At 72.3% G+C, this 19,843-nt stretch carries 14 protein-coding genes; 6 read left to right on the top strand and 8 right to left on the bottom strand.

Annotated elements, in window-relative coordinates; translation table 11 throughout:
• Window positions 1-62: 62 nt before the first annotated feature.
• Window positions 63-1,196 (top strand): NAD(P)/FAD-dependent oxidoreductase, encoded by a 1,134-nt coding sequence (locus H291_RS30600; protein WP_020016296.1) that lies wholly within the window; start codon window positions 63-65, stop codon window positions 1,194-1,196.
• A gap of 38 nt (window positions 1,197-1,234) precedes the next feature.
• Window positions 1,235-1,627, top strand: a complete 393-nt coding sequence (locus tag H291_RS0117440; RefSeq protein WP_020016295.1) for a PPOX class F420-dependent oxidoreductase — start codon at window positions 1,235-1,237, stop codon at window positions 1,625-1,627.
• A gap of 1 nt (window position 1,628) precedes the next feature.
• Here the strand turns inward: H291_RS0117440 and H291_RS0117435 are convergent, their stop codons facing one another.
• Window positions 1,629-2,138, bottom strand: coding sequence for a GNAT family N-acetyltransferase (locus tag H291_RS0117435; protein WP_020016294.1), 510 nt, complete (start codon window positions 2,136-2,138; stop codon window positions 1,629-1,631).
• An 88-nt stretch (window positions 2,139-2,226) separates the two neighbouring features.
• On the opposite strand from H291_RS0117435, the gene H291_RS0117430 reads away from it, so the two are divergent.
• From H291_RS0117430 to H291_RS0117420, 3 genes are all read left to right on the top strand, one after another.
• The gene (locus tag H291_RS0117430) at window positions 2,227-2,823 is read left to right on the top strand and encodes a GNAT family N-acetyltransferase (RefSeq protein ID WP_020016293.1); all 597 of its coding nucleotides are present in this window, start codon (window positions 2,227-2,229) and stop codon (window positions 2,821-2,823) included.
• A 9-nt stretch (window positions 2,824-2,832) separates the two neighbouring features.
• The gene (gene purU, locus H291_RS0117425; RefSeq protein ID WP_020016292.1) at window positions 2,833-3,693 is read left to right on the top strand and encodes a formyltetrahydrofolate deformylase; all 861 of its coding nucleotides are present in this window, start codon (window positions 2,833-2,835) and stop codon (window positions 3,691-3,693) included.
• 158 nt (window positions 3,694-3,851) lie between these two features.
• Window positions 3,852-4,400 carry a hypothetical protein gene (locus H291_RS0117420; protein WP_157237132.1) on the top strand — a complete coding sequence of 183 codons (549 nt, stop codon included), beginning with the start codon at window positions 3,852-3,854 and terminating at the stop codon, window positions 4,398-4,400.
• Between the two features lie 240 nt (window positions 4,401-4,640).
• Here H291_RS0117420 and H291_RS0117415 read toward each other — a convergent pair whose 3' ends face one another.
• The 5 genes from H291_RS0117415 to H291_RS0117395 all read right to left on the bottom strand — a co-directional run bounded on the left by H291_RS0117415 (window position 4,641) and on the right by H291_RS0117395 (window position 13,949).
• On the bottom strand, window positions 4,641-5,525 hold the full coding sequence (locus H291_RS0117415; protein WP_020016290.1) for a carbohydrate ABC transporter permease: 885 nt from the start codon (window positions 5,523-5,525) through the stop codon (window positions 4,641-4,643).
• Window positions 5,525-6,400: a carbohydrate ABC transporter permease gene (locus tag H291_RS0117410; RefSeq protein WP_020016289.1), complete on the bottom strand. Its 876-nt coding sequence runs from the start codon at window positions 6,398-6,400 to the stop codon at window positions 5,525-5,527. The genes H291_RS0117415 and H291_RS0117410 overlap by 1 nt, the downstream gene beginning before the upstream one ends.
• A gap of 4 nt (window positions 6,401-6,404) precedes the next feature.
• Window positions 6,405-7,754: an extracellular solute-binding protein gene (locus H291_RS0117405; RefSeq protein ID WP_020016288.1), complete on the bottom strand. Its 1,350-nt coding sequence runs from the start codon at window positions 7,752-7,754 to the stop codon at window positions 6,405-6,407.
• A gap of 216 nt (window positions 7,755-7,970) precedes the next feature.
• Window positions 7,971-13,406: a pullulanase-type alpha-1,6-glucosidase gene (pulA, locus tag H291_RS0117400; protein WP_020016287.1), complete on the bottom strand. Its 5,436-nt coding sequence runs from the start codon at window positions 13,404-13,406 to the stop codon at window positions 7,971-7,973.
• A 96-nt stretch (window positions 13,407-13,502) separates the two neighbouring features.
• Complete coding sequence (locus H291_RS0117395; RefSeq protein ID WP_020016286.1) at window positions 13,503-13,949, bottom strand: GNAT family N-acetyltransferase; 447 nt, start codon at window positions 13,947-13,949, stop codon at window positions 13,503-13,505.
• Window positions 13,950-13,972: 23 nt separating this feature from the next.
• Here H291_RS0117395 and H291_RS0117390 point away from each other — a divergent pair, with 23 nt between their 5' ends.
• Window positions 13,973-15,451: an MFS transporter gene (locus H291_RS0117390; protein WP_020016285.1), complete on the top strand. Its 1,479-nt coding sequence runs from the start codon at window positions 13,973-13,975 to the stop codon at window positions 15,449-15,451.
• Between the two features lie 16 nt (window positions 15,452-15,467).
• Here H291_RS0117390 and H291_RS0117385 read toward each other — a convergent pair whose 3' ends face one another.
• Both H291_RS0117385 and H291_RS0117380 read right to left on the bottom strand, forming a co-directional pair.
• Window positions 15,468-16,079 (bottom strand): dihydrofolate reductase family protein, encoded by a 612-nt coding sequence (locus H291_RS0117385; protein ID WP_020016284.1) that lies wholly within the window; start codon window positions 16,077-16,079, stop codon window positions 15,468-15,470.
• Between the two features lie 121 nt (window positions 16,080-16,200).
• Window positions 16,201-19,842, bottom strand: coding sequence for an ABC transporter ATP-binding protein (locus H291_RS0117380; protein ID WP_020016283.1), 3,642 nt, complete (start codon window positions 19,840-19,842; stop codon window positions 16,201-16,203).
• Window position 19,843: the final 1 nt, after the last annotated feature.

The raw sequence follows: 19,843 nt of genomic DNA, 5'->3' as shown, positions 1-19,843 counted from the left end.
GCGTCACCAGACGCTCACCCGGCCGAAACCGGCATTGATCGGTCATTGGCTAGATTTGCGACATGGGGCGCCTGCAGCAGACCGTTTTCGAGCGCAATGTTCCGGCCAGATCCGTCGTCGACCACGCTCTGGCAAGGACCCGGCAAGCGGTCTTCTGGCAGGACGACCTGGGCACCCCCGACCGGTACCCGCGCCTGTCGGCCTCCGCGCGAGCCGATGTCGTGGTGGTCGGCGGCGGCTGCACCGGCCTGTGGACAGCGCTGGGGATCAAGCAGCGCGACCCCGGCGCGCGGGTGCTCCTGCTCGAGGGCCGGTCGGTCGGCTGGGCCGCCTCCGGGCGCGACACCGGGCTGGTGACGGCGCCCCTGGGCCACGAGAACCTGGCAGCCATGGACGTCGCCGTGACCGGGCTCGGCCTGGACTGCGGATGGGAGCGCACCGGCGTCGTCGACCTCGCCGTCGAACCGCACCAGATCGACCAGCTGCAGGACGCCGCCGTGGCTGCCGCCGTCGCGGGCGTGCCGCACACGTACCTGGACCGGGCCAAGGTGCGCGCCGAGATCGCCAGCCCCACCTACGAGGCCGGCCTGGTCCGACCCGGAGGCGGCGCGCTCGTGGACCCGGCTCGGCTGGCCGCCGAGCTGGCGCGGGCGGCGAGCGCCCTCGGCGTCGAGATCTTCGAGGAGACCCGGGCGGTCCGGCTGGCGGTGCCCGCGCGGGGCGCTGTCGCCCTGCGGACGACCTCGCCCGCGGGCGAGGCGTCGGTCCGGGCCGAACGCGTGGTGCTCGGGACGGGCGCGTTCCCGCCCCTGCTGCGGCGCCACCGACGGCAGGCCGCGGCGGTGTACGAGCACGCGGTCGCGACCGAGCCGCTGGACGCCGGGCTGCTGGCGGCGCTGGGCTGGCGCGGGCGGCAGGGGCTCGCGGACGCGGCCCACCGCTACCGCCTGACGGACGACGACCGGATCGTGTTCGGGGGGTACGCCGTCCGCCCCGCCGGTGGCCGGATGTCCCGGGCGCACGAGAACCAGCCGGAGACCGCCCGCCGGCTCGCCGAGCACCTGCTCACGACGTTCCCCCAGCTCGAGGGCGTACGCCTCACGCACCGCTGGGCCGCGGCGACGGCGCGGGGCGTCCGGACCGGGCCGGACCGCCTCGCACAGCCCGGCGCACTTGGCCCGGGGCGCGATACCTGATTGGCTGCGGCGGACACCCGACGTCGAAGGAGCACACAGTGGCCAAGCCCCCGGTACCCGAGCACATCGCGACCATGCTCGAGCGCCCGAACCACGCCGTCATGGCGACCGTCCGGCCCGACGGCGCGCCCGTGTCCGTCGCCACCTGGTACCTGTACGAGGACGGGCGCGTGCTGCTGAACCTCGACGGCACCCGCAAGCGCCTGGAGCACCTGCGGGCGGACCCGCGGGTCTCGCTCACGGTGCTCGACGGCGAGAGCTGGTACCGGCACGTCAGCCTCCAGGGCCGCGTGACGATCACGCCCGACGAGGGCCTCGCGGGCATCGACCGGCTCTCGGTCCACTACGGCGGCAAGCCGTACCCGAACCGCGAGAACCCGCGGGTCGACGCGTGGATGGAGATCGAGTCCTTCCACGCGTGGGGCTTCTGAGCTACTTCTCCTGCGACACGGGCTGCGCGCCCGCGGCGCCGAGCACGCGGCGCAGGTAGGTGTAGGTCAGGTCGCCCGCGGCCTTGTCGTACTGCTCCTCGTACCCGTGCTTGGTGTACAGCGCGAGGTTCTGCTTGGAGTCCTTGCCGGTGAAGACCCAGATCTCCGTGGTCTGCTCCGGCAGGTACGGGAGCACGGCGAACAGCATCTCGGTGCCGATGCCGCGGGCCTGCTTGTCCGGGGCCACGGCGAGGCGGCCGAGGGTGGCCTTCTCACCCTCGATCTCGACGCGCACCGAGCCGATCATCCGGTGGCCCTCCCACGCGCCGATCGTCACCACGTCGTCCCGCGCGAGGTCCTCCCGGAGCTCCGCGAGCGTCTGGGTCAGCGGCGGGATGTGCGGGTCGTCGTACAGCTGGGCCTCGGTGACGAACGCGGCGCGGCGCAGCGTGAGGAGCTCGCCCGCATGGTCGTCCTCGACCAGGGCGATCGTCGTGGTGGAGTTGCTCATGGGTCCATCGTGTCAGAGGTGACACGCCCGAGTCGACGACGACCACGGTCCGGTCGGGCGTGTCGGTGGCTCGGCGTAGGTTCGGGGCATGGAACGCATCGAGGTACGGCCCGCCGTGGGGCGGTACGACGACTTCTACGAGGTCGTGGGCGTCAAGAAGCCAGGCGGCAAGGGCTGCTGGTGCATGGCCTACCGGGACAGCCGGGTGCCGAACGAGGATCGGCCCGGCTACATGCGCGACGAGTGCGCCACCGAGCCCGGCCCGGGCGTGCTCGCGTACGTCGACGACGTCGTGGCCGGCTGGTGCTCGATCGCGCCCCGGTCCACCTACCGGCGGCTGATGAACAGCCGCACCATCCCGTTCGTCGACGAGCGGGACGCCTGGTCGGCGGTGTGCTTCGTCGTGCGCGCGGGGTTCCGGAAGCGGGGGCTCATGCACCACCTGCTGGCGGGCGCCGTGGAGCACGCGCGGGCGCACGGGGCCGAGGTGTTCGAGGGCTACCCGGTCGACGTCGGCCCCGAGCGCGTCGACGTGATCAGCGGTTACGTGGGCACGGTGCGCATGTTCGAGGCGGCCGGCTTCACCCGCGCGGCCGAGACCGGCGGCGTGAGCGGCGGCCGACGGCGCTGGGTGATGCGCCGCGAGCTCGGACAGGGCGGGCTGCCGCAGGCGGTGGCGGGTTAGCCTGACCGCGTGAACGACGCGAGCGCAGCCACCCACTGGATCCTCACCCTGTCCTGCCCGGACCAGCCGGGCATCGTGCACGCGGTGGCGGGGATGCTCGCGGAGCACGGCGGCAACATCACGGAGTCGCAGCAGTTCGGCGACCCGGCGTCGGGCCTGTTCTTCATGCGCGTGCAGGTCGAGTCCGCCGCGTCGCGCGACGAGCTCACCGCGGCGATGACGCAGGTGGCGGGCGCGTTCCGGATGACGTGGACGCTCGACGTCGTCGGCCGCCGTATCCGCACGCTGCTCATGGTCTCCAAGGCGGCGCACTGCCTCGTGGACCTGCTCTACCGCGAGCGGTCGCAGCGCATGCCGATCGACGTCGTCGGCGTGGTGAGCAACCACCGCGACCTGGAGGACATCGCCGCCTTCTACGGCAAGCCGTTCCACCACGTGCCCGTCACCAAGGACACCAAGGCCGAGGCGGAGGCGACGCTGCGCGGCCTGGTCAAGGAGACCGACGCCGAACTCGTGGTGCTCGCCCGGTACATGCAGATCCTGTCCGACGACCTGTGCCGCGACCTCAGCGGGCAGATCATCAACATCCACCACTCGTTCCTGCCGTCGTTCAAGGGCGCCGGCCCGTACCGGCAGGCGCACGACCGCGGCGTCAAGATCATCGGCGCCACGTCGCACTACGTCACCGGCGACCTCGACGAGGGCCCGATCATCGAGCAGGACGTCGAGCGCGTGGACCACTCCCGCACGGTCGAGGACCTGGTGGGCATCGGCGAGGACGTCGAGCGCCGCACCCTGGCCCGCGCGGTGCGCTGGCACGCGGAGCGCCGGGTCCTGATGGACGGCCGCCGCACGGTGGTCTTCCGCTGACCGCCTGGGTCGAACGAGCCGCGGGAAGCAGTCCCCTTCGACGGGCCAATTCGGCGCTCCAGACATAGAGTTGTCCCCTGTCGAGGCCAGAAGCACACGCCACGGGCTAGCTATTTGGCGCACTGGCGTTCGAACGGGGACCTTTCTTGAAGTCGGTGTTGACCAGCACGGACCTGGTACGCGAGCCACCGCGCAGGGCACAGGTGTACGTCGACGAGTCCAAGGCCAAGGGTTTTCTGCTCGTCGCTGTCTTCGTCGCGTCGGGTGCTGTGTCGCGTCTACGGAGCGCGCTGCGAGCACTTCGGCGGCCCGGACAGAGAAGCATCCATTTCGTCTCGGAACGAGATGCCATCCGTGACGCCGTCCTACGCACGCTGGTCGAGCTGGATGTGTGCGCGCTCATAGTGTCGGCACCGGACCGGCGGACGCCGCAGACACCACGGGAACTCTGTGTCAGGGCTCTCGCCAGGACGTGCGTCGAGAAGGAGGCGTCTTTCCTCGTGCTTGAGACGGACCGGACGCTTGTACCCGACGACAAGCGGTGGCTCTTCGAGGAGCTGCACAAGACCGACGTTCGTTACGACCACCGGGAGCGACACGAAGAACCGTTGCTCTGGGCCGCGGACGCCATCGCCTGGGCCTGGAACCGGGACCAGTCGTGGCGAGCGAAGGTGCGCCCTCTCGTGCTCGACGAGATCCACGCCTGATCGCACGGGGACAGCGCGAAGCCCGAGACACCGACCGTCCGGAAGGCTCTCGGGCTCACTTCTCGGGGCTACTGCCCCTCGCGCTCTCAATATTACTAGCTGGCTGCGAGGCCGCAAGACCTCGGACGAGTGAGACGCCGAACGTAGGGTTGGTCGGCTCATGGCGCTCCATGAGCCGACCAAACCTACGTTCGGCGGCCGGAGGGCGACGGCCGGCGGCGGCCGCGGTCGCCCCGTGCCTCAGCCCTTGACCGCGCCCGCCAGGGCGAAGGCCGAGCCCGAGATGCGGGTGACCAGCACGTACAGGCCGAGCACCGGCGCCGCGTAGAGCAGCGAGTACGCGGCGAGCTGCCCGTAGGCGACCGACCCGTACTGGCCGAAGAACGCGAAGATGCTCACGGCCGCCGGCTGCTTCTCCGGGGACAGCAGCAGCACGAACGGGACGAAGAAGTTCCCCCACGCCTGCACGAACACGAAGATGAAGACTACGGCGATGCCGGGCCGCATGAGCGGCAGCACCACGCGGCGCAGGGCCTGCATGGCGGAGGCGCCCTCGGTCCAGGCGGCCTCCTCCAGCGAGATCGGCACCGAGTCCATGAAGTTCTTGGTCATCCAGATCGCCATGGGCAGCGACGTCGCCGCCATGAAGAAGATGGTCCCGGGCAGCGAGTCGAGCAGGTTGAGCTGCACGAACAGCGCGTACACCGGGACCATGATCGCCGTGATCGGCAGGCAGGTGCCGAACAGCACCGAGTACAGGAAGTACTTGCCGAACCGCATGCGGTAGCGCGACAGCGGGTACGCCGCGAGCACCGCGACCACCACCGTGATGGCCCCCGACCCCGCGGACAGCACGAAGGCGTTCCACAGGGGCAGCCAGGTGAGCTCCGGCGTCATGATCGCCGCGAAGTTCGCGGTGGTCACGGCGTCGGGCAGCCCGAAGGAGAGGGTCGCCTCCGCGTCGAACGACGCCACGAGCACCCAGGCCATCGGGAGCACGAAGCACAGCGCGATCACGAGCAGCACCACGTTGGCGGCCACCTTGGTGGCCGTGCCGCGGGGCGCGGCCAGCGTGCCGAGCCCGCTCCGGGCCGGCGCCGCGGGCCTCGTCAGAGTGTCCGTCATCAGTCCACCTCCGGTCGGAGCGCGCGGATGTAGATCACGGAGAAGATCCCGCCCACGATGATCATCACGGTCGCGATGGCCGTGCCGTAGCCGACCTGCGCGAACTTGAACGCCTCCTGGTAGGCCAGGATCGGCAGGGTCGAGCTGTCCGTGCCGGGCCCGCCGCCGGTCATCACGTAGATGAGCGTGAACACCGACAGCGTCTGCAGCGTGGTCAGCATCAGGTTGGTCGAGATGCTGCGCCGGATCACGGGCAGGGTCACCCAGGTGAGCCGCTGCAGCCCGTTGGCCCCGTCGAGCTGGGCGGCCTCCGTGAGCTCCGGCGGCACCTCCGCGAGGGCGGCCGAGTAGACCATCATCGAGAAGGCCGTGCCGCGCCAGATGTTGGCGAGGATCACCGCGAGCATCGGGGTGGAGTAGAGCCAGTCGGGACCGGTGATGCCGATGCCGCCGAGCAGCGTGTTGAGCGTGCCCTCCGAGTGGAAGAACGCGTACGCGGCGAACGCCGCGACGATCTCGGGCAGCACCCACGCGGCGACGACCACCGTTGAGGCGATCGACCGCACCGGCCTGACCGCCGAACGGAGCAGGCCGGCCAGCAGGATGCCCATCACGTTCTGCCCGACGACGGCGGACAGGAACACGAACACGACGGTCAGCCACAGCGACTTGGGGAAGTCGGGGTCGCCGACCAGCGCCGTGTAGTTGTCGAACCCGATCCACTCCGGGCTCAGGGCGGCAGGCCCGGTGAGGGCGGCGTTGGTGAACGAGCCGTAGAACGACCAGACCACGGGGCCCAGCATGAACAGGGCGAGCAGGACGACGGCGGGCGCGAGCGGAACCACTCGCGCCACGCCGCGGGACGTGACGGCCATCAGGTCAGCCCTGGACCGTGTTCTCTTCGCCGACGATGCCGATCACCGCTTCGTCGTAGGCGGCGGCCGCCTCCTCCGGCGTCTGCTGCCCGGTCATCACGGCCTCCATCGCGACCATGATCTCGTTGGAGACCTTCGGGTAGTCGGACGTCGCGGGCCGGAAGTTGGTCACGTCGACCAGGTCCGTGAAGAACTCCGTGGTGGGGTTCGTCTTGGTGTACTCCGGGTCCTCGGCGACGTCGGTGCGGACGGCGATCTGGCTGTTCGCGACGTCGAACCAGAGGGAGTTCTCGCGGTTCAGCGCCATCGAGATGAACTCGAACGCGGCGTCCGGGTTCTTGGAGCCGGAGCCCATCGCGAGGGTCCAGCCGCCCGACATGCTGACCGCGCCGGGCGCGGCGCCGTCCTGCGTGGGCATGGGCGCGGTGCCCATCTTCTCGGACCACTCGGGCCACGGCGCGACGCCGGACTCGAGCCAGTTGCCCGCCACCCAGGAGCCGTCGAGCGCGATGCCGACCTTGCCCTCGGGCAGCCACTCGGCCTGCACGGTGTTACCGATGTTGGTGTCGAGCGCCTGCTGCGGCGTCGGCGCCAGGCCTTCGGTGAACACGGTGGTGATGAAGTCGAGGCTGTCGACGAAGCCCTGCGAGCCCAGCACCCACTTGCCGTCCTCGTAGAGGGTGTCGCCGGTGCCGTACAGGAGCATCTCGAAGCCCTGCATCACGGCGGCCTCACCCTGCGGCTTGCCGGAGTACATGTTGAACGGGACCACGTCCGGGTCCGACTCCTTGATCGCCCGGGCGGCCTCCAGCAGCTCGTCCCACGACTTGGGCGCCCAGTCCTCGGGCAGGCCCGCCTTGGCGAGCACGTCCTTGTTGAACCACAGGCCGCGTGTGTCGGTGCCCATGGAGACGCCGTAGGTCTTGCCGTCGTCGCCCGCGCCGGCCTCCTTGGCGCTGTCGACGAACTGGTCCCACTCGTCCCACTCCGCGAGGTAGTCGTCCAGCGGCTGGAGGTAGCCGGCCTCGACGTCGGACTTGATCATGTACGTGTCCTCGTACATGACGTCCGGGGCGGTGCTGGGCGACCGGTTCATGAGGGCGAGCTTGGTGAAGTAGTCGTTCTGCTGCGCCTCGATCGGCACGAGCTCGACGGTGATGTCCGGGTTGGCCTTCTCGTAGTCGGCCTTGACGTCCTTGAACAGCTCGTCGGCCTGCGTGAAGTTGCCGAACTTCTGGTAGGCGATCTTGATCGTGGAGCCGTCGGAGCCGCCTCCGCCGGAGCCACAGGCACCGAGCGAGAGGGCGAGTGCCGCTGCCGTGACGGGTGCGATGAGGAATCGTGCCGTGCGCATGAAGCTCCCTTGCGTCGTGCGAACCCGGCAACGCCGCCGGGCCAACTGACGCACACGATTCACCCCAGGCGGGCCCGAGTCAAGGTCCACCGCCGACGAATTGTCAGCGCTGTCACCCGTCACTGTTCAGCGGAGACACGTGAGCGGGTACTCAGCATGCGGGCGGCGGCCGTAACTCCACGAGTTACGGCCGCCGCCCGCCTGGTGAGCCGCCGCTCAGCCCCGGGGGTCCGTCAGGACCGCCACCGTGCGGGGCGGGACCGTGACCGTTCCGGCCCTCCGGTCCCACGTGGTGTCCCGCACCACCGGGTCCGCTCCGCGGGCCTGGATGCGGGACAGCGCGTAGTCGCGGCCCGCGAGCTCCGGCACCTCGACCGTGGCCGCGTCCGGCGACGCGTTGAACACCACGAGCACGCCGTCCAGCTTCCGGTCGACGTCGGTCCGGCCCGCCCGGTCGTCGATCGACATCGTGATGACGCCGGGGACGGCGTCCGGCCCGGAGCCCGGGAACGTCACCTTCTGCCGGATCAGGTCCGCGGAGCCCAGGCGGAACAGCTCGGTCGAGTGCCGCAGCTCCAGCAGCTCGCTCGCCTGGGCGGCGGAGAACCCGATGTCGTCGGCGTCCGGCTTGAGGGCGGCGTTGGCGAGCAGGAGCCGCTGGTACGGCCACTTGTCCTCGTTGTCGGCCGCCATCGGCAGGCCGCGCCCGAACCCGTTGTCCTGACCCGACCAGTCGATGGTGTTGAACCAGTCGCCGGAGTCGAACGAGTTGCGGTCCAGCGACTTGGAGCGCAGCAGGTCGGTGCCCGCGTGCCAGAACGACGGCGACTGCGACAGCGCGGCCGTGGCCAGCGACACCGTGTTCATCCGGACCCGGTCGGTCATCGACGTGTCCGCCGGCAGCTTGAGCGTCAGCAGGTCGAACAGCGTCTCGTTGTCGTGCGCGTCCACGTACGTGACGACCTCCTCCGGCGAGTCCGCGTAGCCGGCGGGCGCGCCCCGGTAGTCGAGCTCGTCACCCCGGACCTGCTCCCCCGTCGAGGTCGTGACCTCGAAGGACCGCAGGTTGCCGGCCAGCCCGAGCTTGACCAGGTCGGTCTGGTGGGCCAGGTCCGCAGCCTCGTCGGCGCCGCCGTCGTTGACCGACGCCGGGTCCTCCAGCCGCGCGTCCCGCCCGTTCGGGTCGGTGAACAGGCCGGTGCCGAAGCCCTGCGTGAACAGGGACGACCCGTCCACCGGCGAGCCGCCGTGGACGGCGTCGCGCAGGCGGTCGCTGAAGGTGCCGATGCCGGTGCCGCCGAGCTGGCCCTGGGTGGCCTGCTCGAACCGGGCGTTGCCCGCGACCTCGCCGAAGTCCCAGCCCTCGCCGTACAGGTACACGCTCTTGCCGTCGACGCCGTCCCGCCGCAGGGTGAGCGCGTCGAGCCCGGCCCGGACCGCCTCCATGTTCGCGCGGGAGTGGTGCCCCATCAGGTCGAACCGGAACCCGTCCACGCGGTAGTCACGGGCCCAGGTGACCACGGAGTCCACCATCAGCTTCTGCACCATGGCGTGCTCGGTGGCGACGTTCTGGCAGCAGGTGCTGGTCTCGACGGCGCCCGTGGTCGCGTTCTGCCGGTGGTAGTAGCCGGGCACCACGCGGTCCAGCACCGACCTCGGGTCCTGGCCCGACGCCGCGGTGTGGTTGAACACCTGGTCGAGCACGACCTGCAGCCCGGCGCCGTGCAGGTTGCCGACCATCGAGCGGAACTCGGCGACGCGCTCCCCGCCGTCGGCCCGGACCGCGTAGGAGCCCTCCGGCGCCATGAAGTGGTACGGGTCGTAGCCCCAGTTGAAGGCGTCGCTCCCCTGCACCTCGGCGACGGCGGCCTGCTGCTCCGTGCCGTCCGGCGCGAACCCGGACAGGTCGCCGGTCGTGGCCTGGTCGGCGCGGTCCTCGGGGATCGTCGCGATGTCGAACGTGGGCAGCAGGTGCACGGTGGTGAGCCCGGCGTCGGCCAGCGAGCGCAGGTGCTTCATGCCGTCGGAGCCCTTGACCCCGAACGCGCCGTAGGTGCCGCGCAGGCGCGCGGGCACGGTCTCGTCGGAGCTGGAGAAGTCCCGGACGTGCAGCTCGTAGATGGTCTGGTCGACGGCGCGCTCCACGCGCGGCGCGGGCGTGTTCCGCCAGACCTTGGGCTGCCAGTCCTTGTCGTCGAGGTCGAGCGCGACCGAGTGCGTCGAGTTCAGCGTGAGGCCCACCGAGTAGGGGTCGGTCACCACGTTGGTCTCGATCTGGCCCGTGCTCGGCACGTACACCTCGACGGCGTAGCGGTAGCGGGCGCCCTGCCAGTCCAGCCGGCGGTCGGCGCGGCCGCCGTCGAGCGTCCAGGCGCCGTCCTTCTGCCGGGTCATGGCGAAGGTGCGCGGCTCGGCGTCCAGCGAGCGGCCGGCGGGCCAGGCCTGCAGCGTCACGGCGCGGGCCGTGGGCGCCCAGAGCGCGAAGGAGGCCTTCCTGCTCCCCTGCCACGTCACGCCGAGCGTGCGGTCGGTCGCGAACAGGTCGTCCAGCACACCCGGGATCTGCACGCCGGTGGCGGCGGTCAGGGTCTCGCCGTCGTGCCGGGTCACACGCAGCGCGCCCGTCAGGGCCGACGTCGCCTCGGCCCGGGTCAGGCCCTCGGCCTCCAGGGCGAGGTGGTCGGCCAGGTGGGGGAAGTCCTCGGCCACGTCGGCGGGCACGTCGCCCGTGCCGCCGGCCGGGACCAGCGGGTACGACCCCGCCTCCGTCTCCAGGGCCCAGGTGTCCCCGGAGCCGAAGCCGGACGCCGGGACCAGGACCAGCCCCTGGCGCACCCAGTGCGCGGCCTGCTGGCCCTCGCCGGGCGTGCCCGGGGTGCCGATCTGGACGGACGGCACCTTGGTCTCCGGGTCCCACGTGAAGGTCACCGGGCCGCCGCCCGTCGAGTAGGCGACGTTGGCGCCGTCCCGCACGCCGTCGGCGCCGTAGTTCTCGGCCCAGGAGCCGTTCAGCGCCACCTTGAACTCGTAGGACCCGGCGGGCAGCTCGAACGTGCCGGTGTAGGTGCCGTCGTCGGCGAGGGTGAGGCGCGCGGCCTCGCAGTCCGGCGTCCAGTCCCCGGCGCAGCCCATCTCGCTGTTGTGCGAGCCGGGCACGGTGACCAGGTCGACGTCGGGGTCCGTGGGGTCGTCGACGACGCCGCTCACGTCCACGCCGACCGAGGCGTACGAGCTGGCCGCGGCGGTGTCGCCGTCGGCGTCGCGGGTGACCGCGCGGTACTCGACGAGGGTGCCCTCGGGGAGGCCCGCCTCGGTGGCGACGTCGTGGAAGACGCGCGGCGAGGTGTCCTCGGCGGTGCCGAGGTCGTGCCACTCGTCGGTGCCCACGGCGCGCCAGGCGAAGGAGGTCTCGGCCCAGGCGTCGTCGATGCCGGCGGCGACCGGGGCCACACCCGTGACCGCAGCGCCCGGCCGGGCGCTCGTGCCGGGGACGACCGTCACGGTCCCGGCGGTCTCGGCGCCCACGGTGCGGTCGGCGACCAGCACGATGGCGGAGCGGGCCGGGACGGTCAGCGTCACCGCGCCGTCGGCGTCGGCCGTGACCGGGGTTTCCGTGCCGTACAGCGGCGCGAGTTCCGCGCCCGGCGTGAGCGTGTCGAGGGTGACCGTGCGCTCCTGCGCGGCGTTGTTGGCCGCGACCAGGTACTCGGTCCGGTCCTCGCGGTCCACGCGGGAGAAGGCGTAGACGCCGGCGCCGTCCTCGGCGTAGCGCTCGATCTGCGCGCCGGACGCCAGGGCCGGGTGCTCCTCGCGCAGCGCCGCGAGGGCGGCGATGTGCTCGTAGAGCGGCGCGTCGGTGTCGTACCGGTCCACGCTGCCGGCCTGCTCGCCGGTGACCAGCGGCTGGTCGGCGTACTCGTCGACCTGGGTCGCGAACAGGGTCTGGCGGGCGTCCTTGTCGCCGCCGGTGCCCGCGAAGCCCTGCTCGTCGCCGTAGTAGACGACCGGCTGGCCGCGCGTGAGATACATCAGCTCGTGCGCCAGCTCGTCGCGCTCCAGCGGGTTCTCGGCACCCGCCAGCATGTAGCCGACGCGGCCCATGTCGTGGTTGCCCAGGAACGTGGGCAGGGCCGAGGCGCTGCTGTGCGGCGTCGTGTACAGGTCGTCGGAGGCGTACAGGTCGGCCAGCCGGCGGGCGCTGTTGCCGCTGGCGAAGCTCGTGGCGGCCGACTGGAACGAGAAGTCGAGCACGGAGCTCATGTCGGTCCGGCGCACGTACGGCGAGGTCTTGGCGGCGTCGGCGTCGTACACCTCGCCGAAGGTGAAGAACTCGTCCTTGCCCTGGTCCCGGGCGTAGTCCTGGATCTCGGTGGACCACTCCTCCCAGAACTCGAAGTTCACGTGCTTGACCGTGTCGATGCGGAACCCGTCGATGCCCAGGTCGATCCACGCCTTGTAGATCTCCTCGAAGCCGTCCACCACGCGCGGGTGCTCGGTCATCAGGTCGTCCAGGCCGCTGAAGTCGCCGTACGTGACCGACTCACCGGACCACGTCGAGTTGCCCCGGTTGTGGTAGAGCGTGGGGTCGTTGAGCCAGGCCGGTACCTTGACGTCCTGGTCGGCCGGGTCGACGACGGGGGTGTACGGGAAGCTCGTGGCAGCGTCGAGCTCGGGGAAGTCGCCCGTGCCGGCGAAGTCGGCGGGGTCGAACGGGTTGCCGTCGGCGTCCTGGTACGGGGTGGTCGCCTGGTCCACGTAGTCGTAGGTGCCCTCGGTGTAGTCGACGACGTCGGCCGTGTGGTTGGTGATGATGTCGAAGTAGACCTTGAGGCCGCGCGCGTGGGCGTCGTCGATCAGCGCCTCGAGCTCGGCGTTGGTGCCCAGGTGCGGGTCGATCCGCGTGAAGTCGGTGATCCAGTAGCCGTGGTACCCGGCGCTGACGTCGCCGCCGGAGCCCTGCACGGGGCGGTTGAGGAAGCTCGGGGTGAGCCAGATCGCGGTGGTGCCCAGGTCCTCGATGTAGTCGAGGTTCTGCCGCAGGCCCGCGAGGTCGCCGCCCTGGTAGAAGCCCTTGTCCGCCGGGTCGAAGCCGGTGCTGAGCCGGTCGCCCGACAGTCCACCGGTGTCGTTGGAGGTGTCTCCGTTGGCGAACCGGTCGGTCATCACGAAGTAGAAGCGCTCGTCGCTGCCGGGCTGGCGCACGGGGTCGTGCACCAGGGCGTCGTCCGCCTCCGTGTAGTCGCCGGCCAGGCCGAGCGGCGTCAGTGCGGTGCGGTGGGTCGTGTCGTCGTAGGTGACGCGGAGCGTCGCGGGCCCGGCCAGGTGCAGGGGCGCGTTCTCGGAGCCGCCGTCGCGCCCGTAGGACTCGTCCCACGCGTCGTCCAGGGCGACCTTGTACTCGTAGGTGCCCGCGGGGACCTCGAACTCGGCGACGAACGTGCCGTCGCCCTGCGCGACGAGCTCCGTGTCGGCGCACGCCGGGTCCCAGTCGGCAGCGCAGCCGAGCTCGTCCTGCAGGCTGCCGACCAGGGCGGCGGTGCGGTCCTGGGCGGCAGCCGGCTGCGAGACGGCCAGGCCCGCCGTCGCCACCAGGACGGCGGCGAGGGCGGCCGCGCCGACCTGTACGGAGCGCGGGCGCGCGGTGCGTGACATGGATGACCCCTTCGTCGTCCGGAACACCCCGAAATGTGATCCGAGCGCGACTGTAACGCTTGCAGAACGTTGCAGCAAGAGTGGGGCCGGGTGGGATCAGAGCGGCAGCTTGAACCCCTCGTGCGACTGCTCGTAGCCGAGGTTGCGGTAGAACCGGTGGGCGTCGGGCCGCTGCTTGTCCGAGGTGAGCTGGGCCAGCACGCAACCGCGCTCCCGGCCGCGCTCGTGGGCGTGCTCCATCAGGAGGCGGCCGATGCCCTGGCCCCGGTACGCCTTGTCCACCCGGACGGCCTCGACCAGGAGCCGGGAGGCGCCGTTGCGAGAGATGCCGGGGATGAACGTCAGCTGCATGACGCCGACCACCTCGCCGCCGGACTCGGCGACGACCAGCTCGTTGTCCGGGCTCGCCGCGATGGCCTCGAAGGCCGCGACGTGGGGTGCGCCGTAGGTGCCGGTGCGGGTGGCGGCGACGGCGTCGTCGGCGATGAGCTCGACGACGCGTTCGAGGTCGGCCAGGGCCGCCTCACGAAAGGTCAGTTCCATGACGCCACCCTAGGCTCGTACCTGTGACCACCTCCCCCGTGCCCGCGGCCGCGGGCGACAACACCGACGCACCCCCGCGTAGCTCCTGGATGGCCCTCGCGGTGCTCATCCTGGGCGTCTCGATGGCCCTGCTGGACACGACCATCGTCAACGTCGCACTGCCGACCATCCGGCTCTCGCTGGACGCCTCGGAGGGCACGCTCTCCTGGATCATCTCCGGGTACGCCCTGGCCTACGGCCTGGCTCTGATCCCCGCCGGCCGGGTGGGCGACCGCGTGGGCCACAAGTGGGTGTTCATCGTGGGCCTGGCCGGGTTCACGCTCGCCAGCCTCTGGTGCGGTCTGGCCAACGGGGCCACCGAGCTGATCGTGGCGCGCGTGGTCCAGGGCCTGTGCGGCGGCATCTTCTTCCCGGCGGTCACGGCACTGATCCAGCTCATGTTCACCGGCCGCACCCGCGGCAAGGCGTTCGCGGTGATGGGCGCGGCCATCGGCTTCTCGACGGCGCTCGGGCCGATCGTCGGCGGCCTGCTCATCGAGGCGTTCGGCGAGAACGAGGGCTGGCGGTCCATCTTCTTCGTGAACCTGCCGTTCGGCGTGATCGCCGTGGCCGCCGCGGTCGCCCTGCTGCCCCGGATCGTGGTCGGCGGCGCAGCGCGCGGCGTCGACGTCGTCGGGCTGCTGCTGGTCTCGGTGGCGCTGGTCGCGATCCTGGTGCCCCTCATCGAGGGCGAGGACGCCGGCTGGCCGTGGTGGACCTTCACGTCCCTGGCGGGCGGCCTGCTGCTGCTCGTCGCGTTCGCGTTCTGGGAGCGCCGGGTCGCGGCCCGCAGCGGCAGCCCGCTGGTGCCGCCGCACCTGTTCTCGCACCCCGCGTTCACCGGCGGCGTGATCCTCGCGCTGGTCTACTTCGCCGCGTTCACCAGCATCTTCTTCACCATCTCGATCTTCTGGCAGTCCGGGCTGGGCCACTCGGCCCTGGCCTCGGGCCTGGTGTCGGTGCCGTTCGCCATCGGCTCGATCGCGGGCGCGTCGCAGAGCGAGCGGCTGTCCCACCGCCTGGGCCGGACCGTGCTCGTGATCGGCACGGGCATGGTCGCCGTCAGCCTCGTCTCGGTGTGGCTCGTGCTCTGGCTGGTGCCGACCGGCGACCTGACCCACTGGCACCTGGCGGGCCCGCTGCTGATCGGCGGCATCGGCAGCGGCCTGTTCATCGCGCCGAACGCCCAGTTCATCGTCGCCACCGTGGACCGCGACGAGGCCGGGGCGGCGTCCGGCGTCATCGGCACCATGCAGCGGATCGGCTCGGCGGCGGGCATCGCCGTGGTCGGCTCGGTCCTCTTCGGAGCCCTGACCTTCCCGCCCGGCCGCCCGACGCCGGAGGTGGTCGCCGACGTCTTCGCGCACGGCGCGACCCTGGCGATGGCGACCAGCGCGAGCCTCGCCGTGGTGGCGTTCCTGCTGGTGTTCGTGCTGCCGCACCGGGTGGAGCCGCCGCGCTGACGGCGGCTCCGCGCCGTCACTCGTCGGGGAGCTGGCCCACGGCCTCCTCGTAGCCGCCCGTCGGCGGGTTCGGGTCCGGCGTGTAGACCAGGTGCAGCAGGCCCGTGCGGAAGGGCGTCGCGGAGAGGAGCTTCATGGGCCGGGACGGGTCGCCGTCCTGGAACAGCTTGAGGCCCCCGCCCGCGGTGGCCGGGTGCACGAACAGGTGCAGCTCGTCGAGCAGACCGGCGTCGAGGAGCTGGCGCACCACCGAGATCGAGCCGGACAGGCCGATCTTCTGGATCGACGGGTCGTTCTTCAGCGCGGTGACGGCCTCGACCAGGTCGCCCTGGAGCTGCTCGGAGTTGCGCCAGGTGAGGTCGAGCGGGCTGCGGGACGCGACGATCTTGCGGATGTCGCCGATCCGCTTGGCGAACCCGGCGTCCTCGCCGCCCGCAGCCTCGCGCTCCGGCCAGGCGCCGGCGAACGAGTCGTAGGTGACCCGCCCGAACAGGAAGACGTCGGTGTTGTGCGTCTCGTCGACCGCCGCGCCGAGCTCGTCGTTGAAGTACGGGAAGTGCCAGTTGCCCTTGTCCGGCTCGACGACGCCGTCGAGCGCCACGAACAGGCTGGACACGATCTTCGCCATGGGGGATCTCCTCGGTCGGTGCCGCACCGCGGCTCTCCCCCGGTCCGACGACGGCGGGCGGGCAGACTCATCGCCCGTGCGGCAACGAGTCTGCCCGCGCGCCGTACAGCCCGCGAGGTGATCAGCCCGCGAGGTGGTTCCAGCGCGGGGCGAGACCCGCCCACGGGCCGACGTCGGCCACGGCGCCGTCGACCAGCACTACCACCCGGTCGGCACGGGCGAGGGCCGCCCGCTTGGAGGTGGCGCCGACCACCGTGGTGCCCCGCTCGCGCAGGGCGGCCCACAGCTCGATCTCGGTCGAGGCGTCCAGGGCGCTGGAGACGTCGTCGGCCAGCAGCAGCTCGGTGTCCGCCGCCAGCGCCCGCGCGAGCGCGAGCCGCTGCACCTGGCCGCCGGACAGCCGCACGCCGCGGTGCCCCACGAGCGCGTGCGGGCCGCCGGCGTCGCGCATGTCCTGCTCGAGGCGCGCGCCCCGGACCGGGCCGTCGATGTCGCGGGCGTGGTCGAGCTGCACGTTGTCCGAGAACGAGCCGGACAGCACGCGCGGCACCTGGGCCACGTGCGCCACCTGGCCCGGGCGCAGGAAGACCTGGGCGTCGGTCACCTCGGTGCCGTTCCACCGGACGTCACCGGTGTGCTCCATGAGCCCGGCCAGTGCCGAGAGCAGCGACGACTTGCCCGAGCCGACCTGGCCAAGCAGCAGCACGAGCTCGCCCCGGCGTACCTCGAGGTCGACGTCGGAGACGCCGATCGTGCCGTCGTCGTGCACCGCCGTGAGGCCGCGCAGCTCCAGGCGGTCCAGGGGCTCGCGGGGCGACGGCTCCGGTGCGGGTGCCACACCCGTCACGAGGTCGACGCCCTGCTGGCGGGAGACCAGGTCGGCGCCGCCGGCGAACCGGGCGGTCGCGACCTGCCAGGCACGGGTGCCGGGCGCCTCGGTGACCACGGCGCCGGCCACAACGCCGAACCAGGCGAAGCCGGTCACGGCGTTGGCGACCAGCAGCGTCGTGGCCAGGTCCCACCGGTTCGTCAGCAGGAAGCCCCAGGCGACGACGACGCCGATGTAGAGGGTCACCAGCGGCACCGAGTCCAGCACCGCCTGCACCCGGTGCTCGAAGATCGCGGCCTTGACGCGCCCCGAGTCCACCTCGCCGAGGTGCCGGCGCACGTCGGGCGTGCGGGCGGCGAGCTTCACCGTGCGCGCCGAGTCGAGGGCCGAGACGAGGGCGCGGCCGAACCGCGCCCGGGCCGCCGAGGACCCGGCGGCGGAGCGGCCCGCGATGGGCCGGCCGATGGCCGACGCCGCGGCGGAGACCACCATGACCGCGAGCAGCACGGCGCCGGCGGTCCAGGTGCCGCTGATCAGGGCCGTGACCGCCACGATCGCGAGGCCGTTGACGAAGTCGACCCAGCGGTCGGCGTACCGCACGAACCGGTCGGCGTCCATGGACCGGGCCACCACCTCGCCGGGCGGGGTGGCGGGCAGCCGGTACTGCCGGGTCTGCCCGTGCATGACCGACATCCGGATGCGCAGCAGCACCTCGACCCACCAGCGCGGGTACACGCCCAGCGCGCGGGAGATGAACAGCGGCTGCAGGAGCAGCAGCACGGCGAGCGCGACCAGCAGGCCGACGGGCAGCTCGCCGGTGCCGACGACCTCGACCGTGCGGCCCCACAGGAAGCCGCTGACGGCGCCCTGCGCCGCGACGAGGCTGGCCAGCAGGAACAGGACCGCGCCGAAGATGCCCCACTTCGGGCGGACGAACAGCGCGTGGAGGACGCCGCGCGCGAGGCTCGGGCCGTCGCCGGGCGGGGTCAGGTCGGGCGGGGTGCCGGTCCGTCGGCGGCCGCCGACGGCGTCGGGGGTGGCGTCGGGGTTGGCGGTGCCGCTGTCGGGCGCGGCGGCGTCGGGCGCGACGGCGTCGGGCGCGACCGTGTCGGTCGTGCCGGCGCGCGCCTCGGCGGCGACGGCCAGGGTGGGCTCGGCCGCCGACTCGTCCAGCGAGCCATCGCTCGCGCCGGCCTCCAGCAGCGAGCGGAACGGTCCGGGCGTGGTGGCGAGCCGCGCCCGGGGGCCCTGCTGCACAACGCGGCCGTGGTCGAGCACCGCCACCAGGCCGGCGCGCTCGATGGTGCCGAGCCGGTGCGCGATGAGCACGCCGGTGCGGCCCGAGAGCAGCCGGTCGGACGCGGCGACCACGCGGGCCTCGGTGAGCGGGTCCATGCGAGCCGTGGCCTCGTCGAGCACGACGAGCTGCACGTGCCGCACGAGCAGCCGCGCGAACGCGACGAGCTGCTCCTCCCCCGCGGACAGCGTGGTGCCGCCGGGGCCGAGGAGCGTGTCGAGGCCGTCGGGCAGGCCGGCGGTCCAGTCGGTCAGGCCGAGCTCGCGGACCGCCGCCTCGATGTCGGCGCGCGGCACGTCGGCGAACAGCGCGATGTTCTCCGCGAGCGTGCCGGCGATGATCTCCGTGCGCTGGGTGACCACGCCCACGGCGCCGCGCAGCTTCTGCAGGTCCAGGTCGCGCACGTCGGCGCCGCCGAGGAACACCGAGCCCCGCTCCGGCTCGACGGCGCGCGACAGCAGCGCGGCCAGCGTCGACTTGCCGGAGCCGGTACGGCCCACGAGGGCCACGGTCTCGCCGGCGGGGACCACGAGGTCCACGCCGCTCAGGGCGAACGTGCCCTCGTCGTAGGCGAAGGTCAGGTCGCGCAGCTCGAGGCCGAGCGGCCCCTCGGGGAGGTCGTCGCCGCCCTCGGGCTCGGGCTCGACCTCCAGCATCTGCCGGATGCGCAGCACCGCGCCGAGGCCCTCCTGGATGTCCGGGAGGTGGTGCACCAGGTTGTCCATCTGCCCCACGAACATCGCGGTGACCAGGAACAGCGTGACGAGCTGCTGCACCGACAGACCACCCCCGGCGGCCACGACCGCGCAGGTGACCGCGGTGCCGGCGAGCAGCGCGTACATGACAAGGCCGGCCCGCCGCAGCAGGCGCTCCTCGACGCGCACCACCGCGCGGAACTTCTCGTGGACGATCGCCGAGAGCTGCGCGACGCGGCGCACGGCGAACGCCTGGCCGAGGCTGGTGCGCAGGTCGTTCCGCGCGGCGACCGCCTCCTCGAAGGCGGCGGCGTGGTCGGTCCAGGCGGCCTCCTCGATCACCTTGCGGCGCGCGATCTCGCCGAGCAGGGGCCGGGTGAGCAGGGCGACGATGCCGCCCAGCACCGGGAACAGCAGCCAGGCGGGCCACCAGGTGATGCCCGCGATGATCCACATGGGCACGACGCCGACCACCGTGCGGCCGGCGCCCCAGAGCTGGCGGCGCACGAGGGTGCCGACGGCGTGCGTGTCGTCGTCGACCCGGTCGAGCACCTCGCCGACCGCCTGCTCGGAGAGCGTGGCGAGCGGCTGCCGCAGCGCCGCGCTGAGCAGGTCGCTGCGGAGCTTGCCCTCGGCGCGGTCCACGACGCTCGCCCAGGTCACCTGGCCGACGCCGTCGAACACCGCACCGCCGACGACGCACACGGCGAGCAGGACCAGCCCGACGACCGTCGCGTCGGCGGCCAGCCGGCCGGCCGCGACGGTGCCGAGCGCGAGCCCGACGGCGCCCGCGGTGAGCGCGAGCAGGGCGACGACCGCGGCCGGGCCGCGCAGGCGGCGCCAGTCGAGCCGGCGGGCCGGGTCGGTCGGCGGCGTCGGCGCAGGACGAGGCGACGCCTCGGGAACGGGCGTGGTCTCGGGGGTGCGGGGTGCGTCGATCATC

The sequence above is a fragment of the Promicromonospora sukumoe 327MFSha3.1 genome, assembly GCF_000385135.1.
Taxonomy (GTDB): Bacteria; Actinomycetota; Actinomycetes; order Actinomycetales; family Cellulomonadaceae; genus Promicromonospora; species Promicromonospora sukumoe_B.
This window is presented reverse-complemented; position numbering and strand designations above follow the sequence as displayed.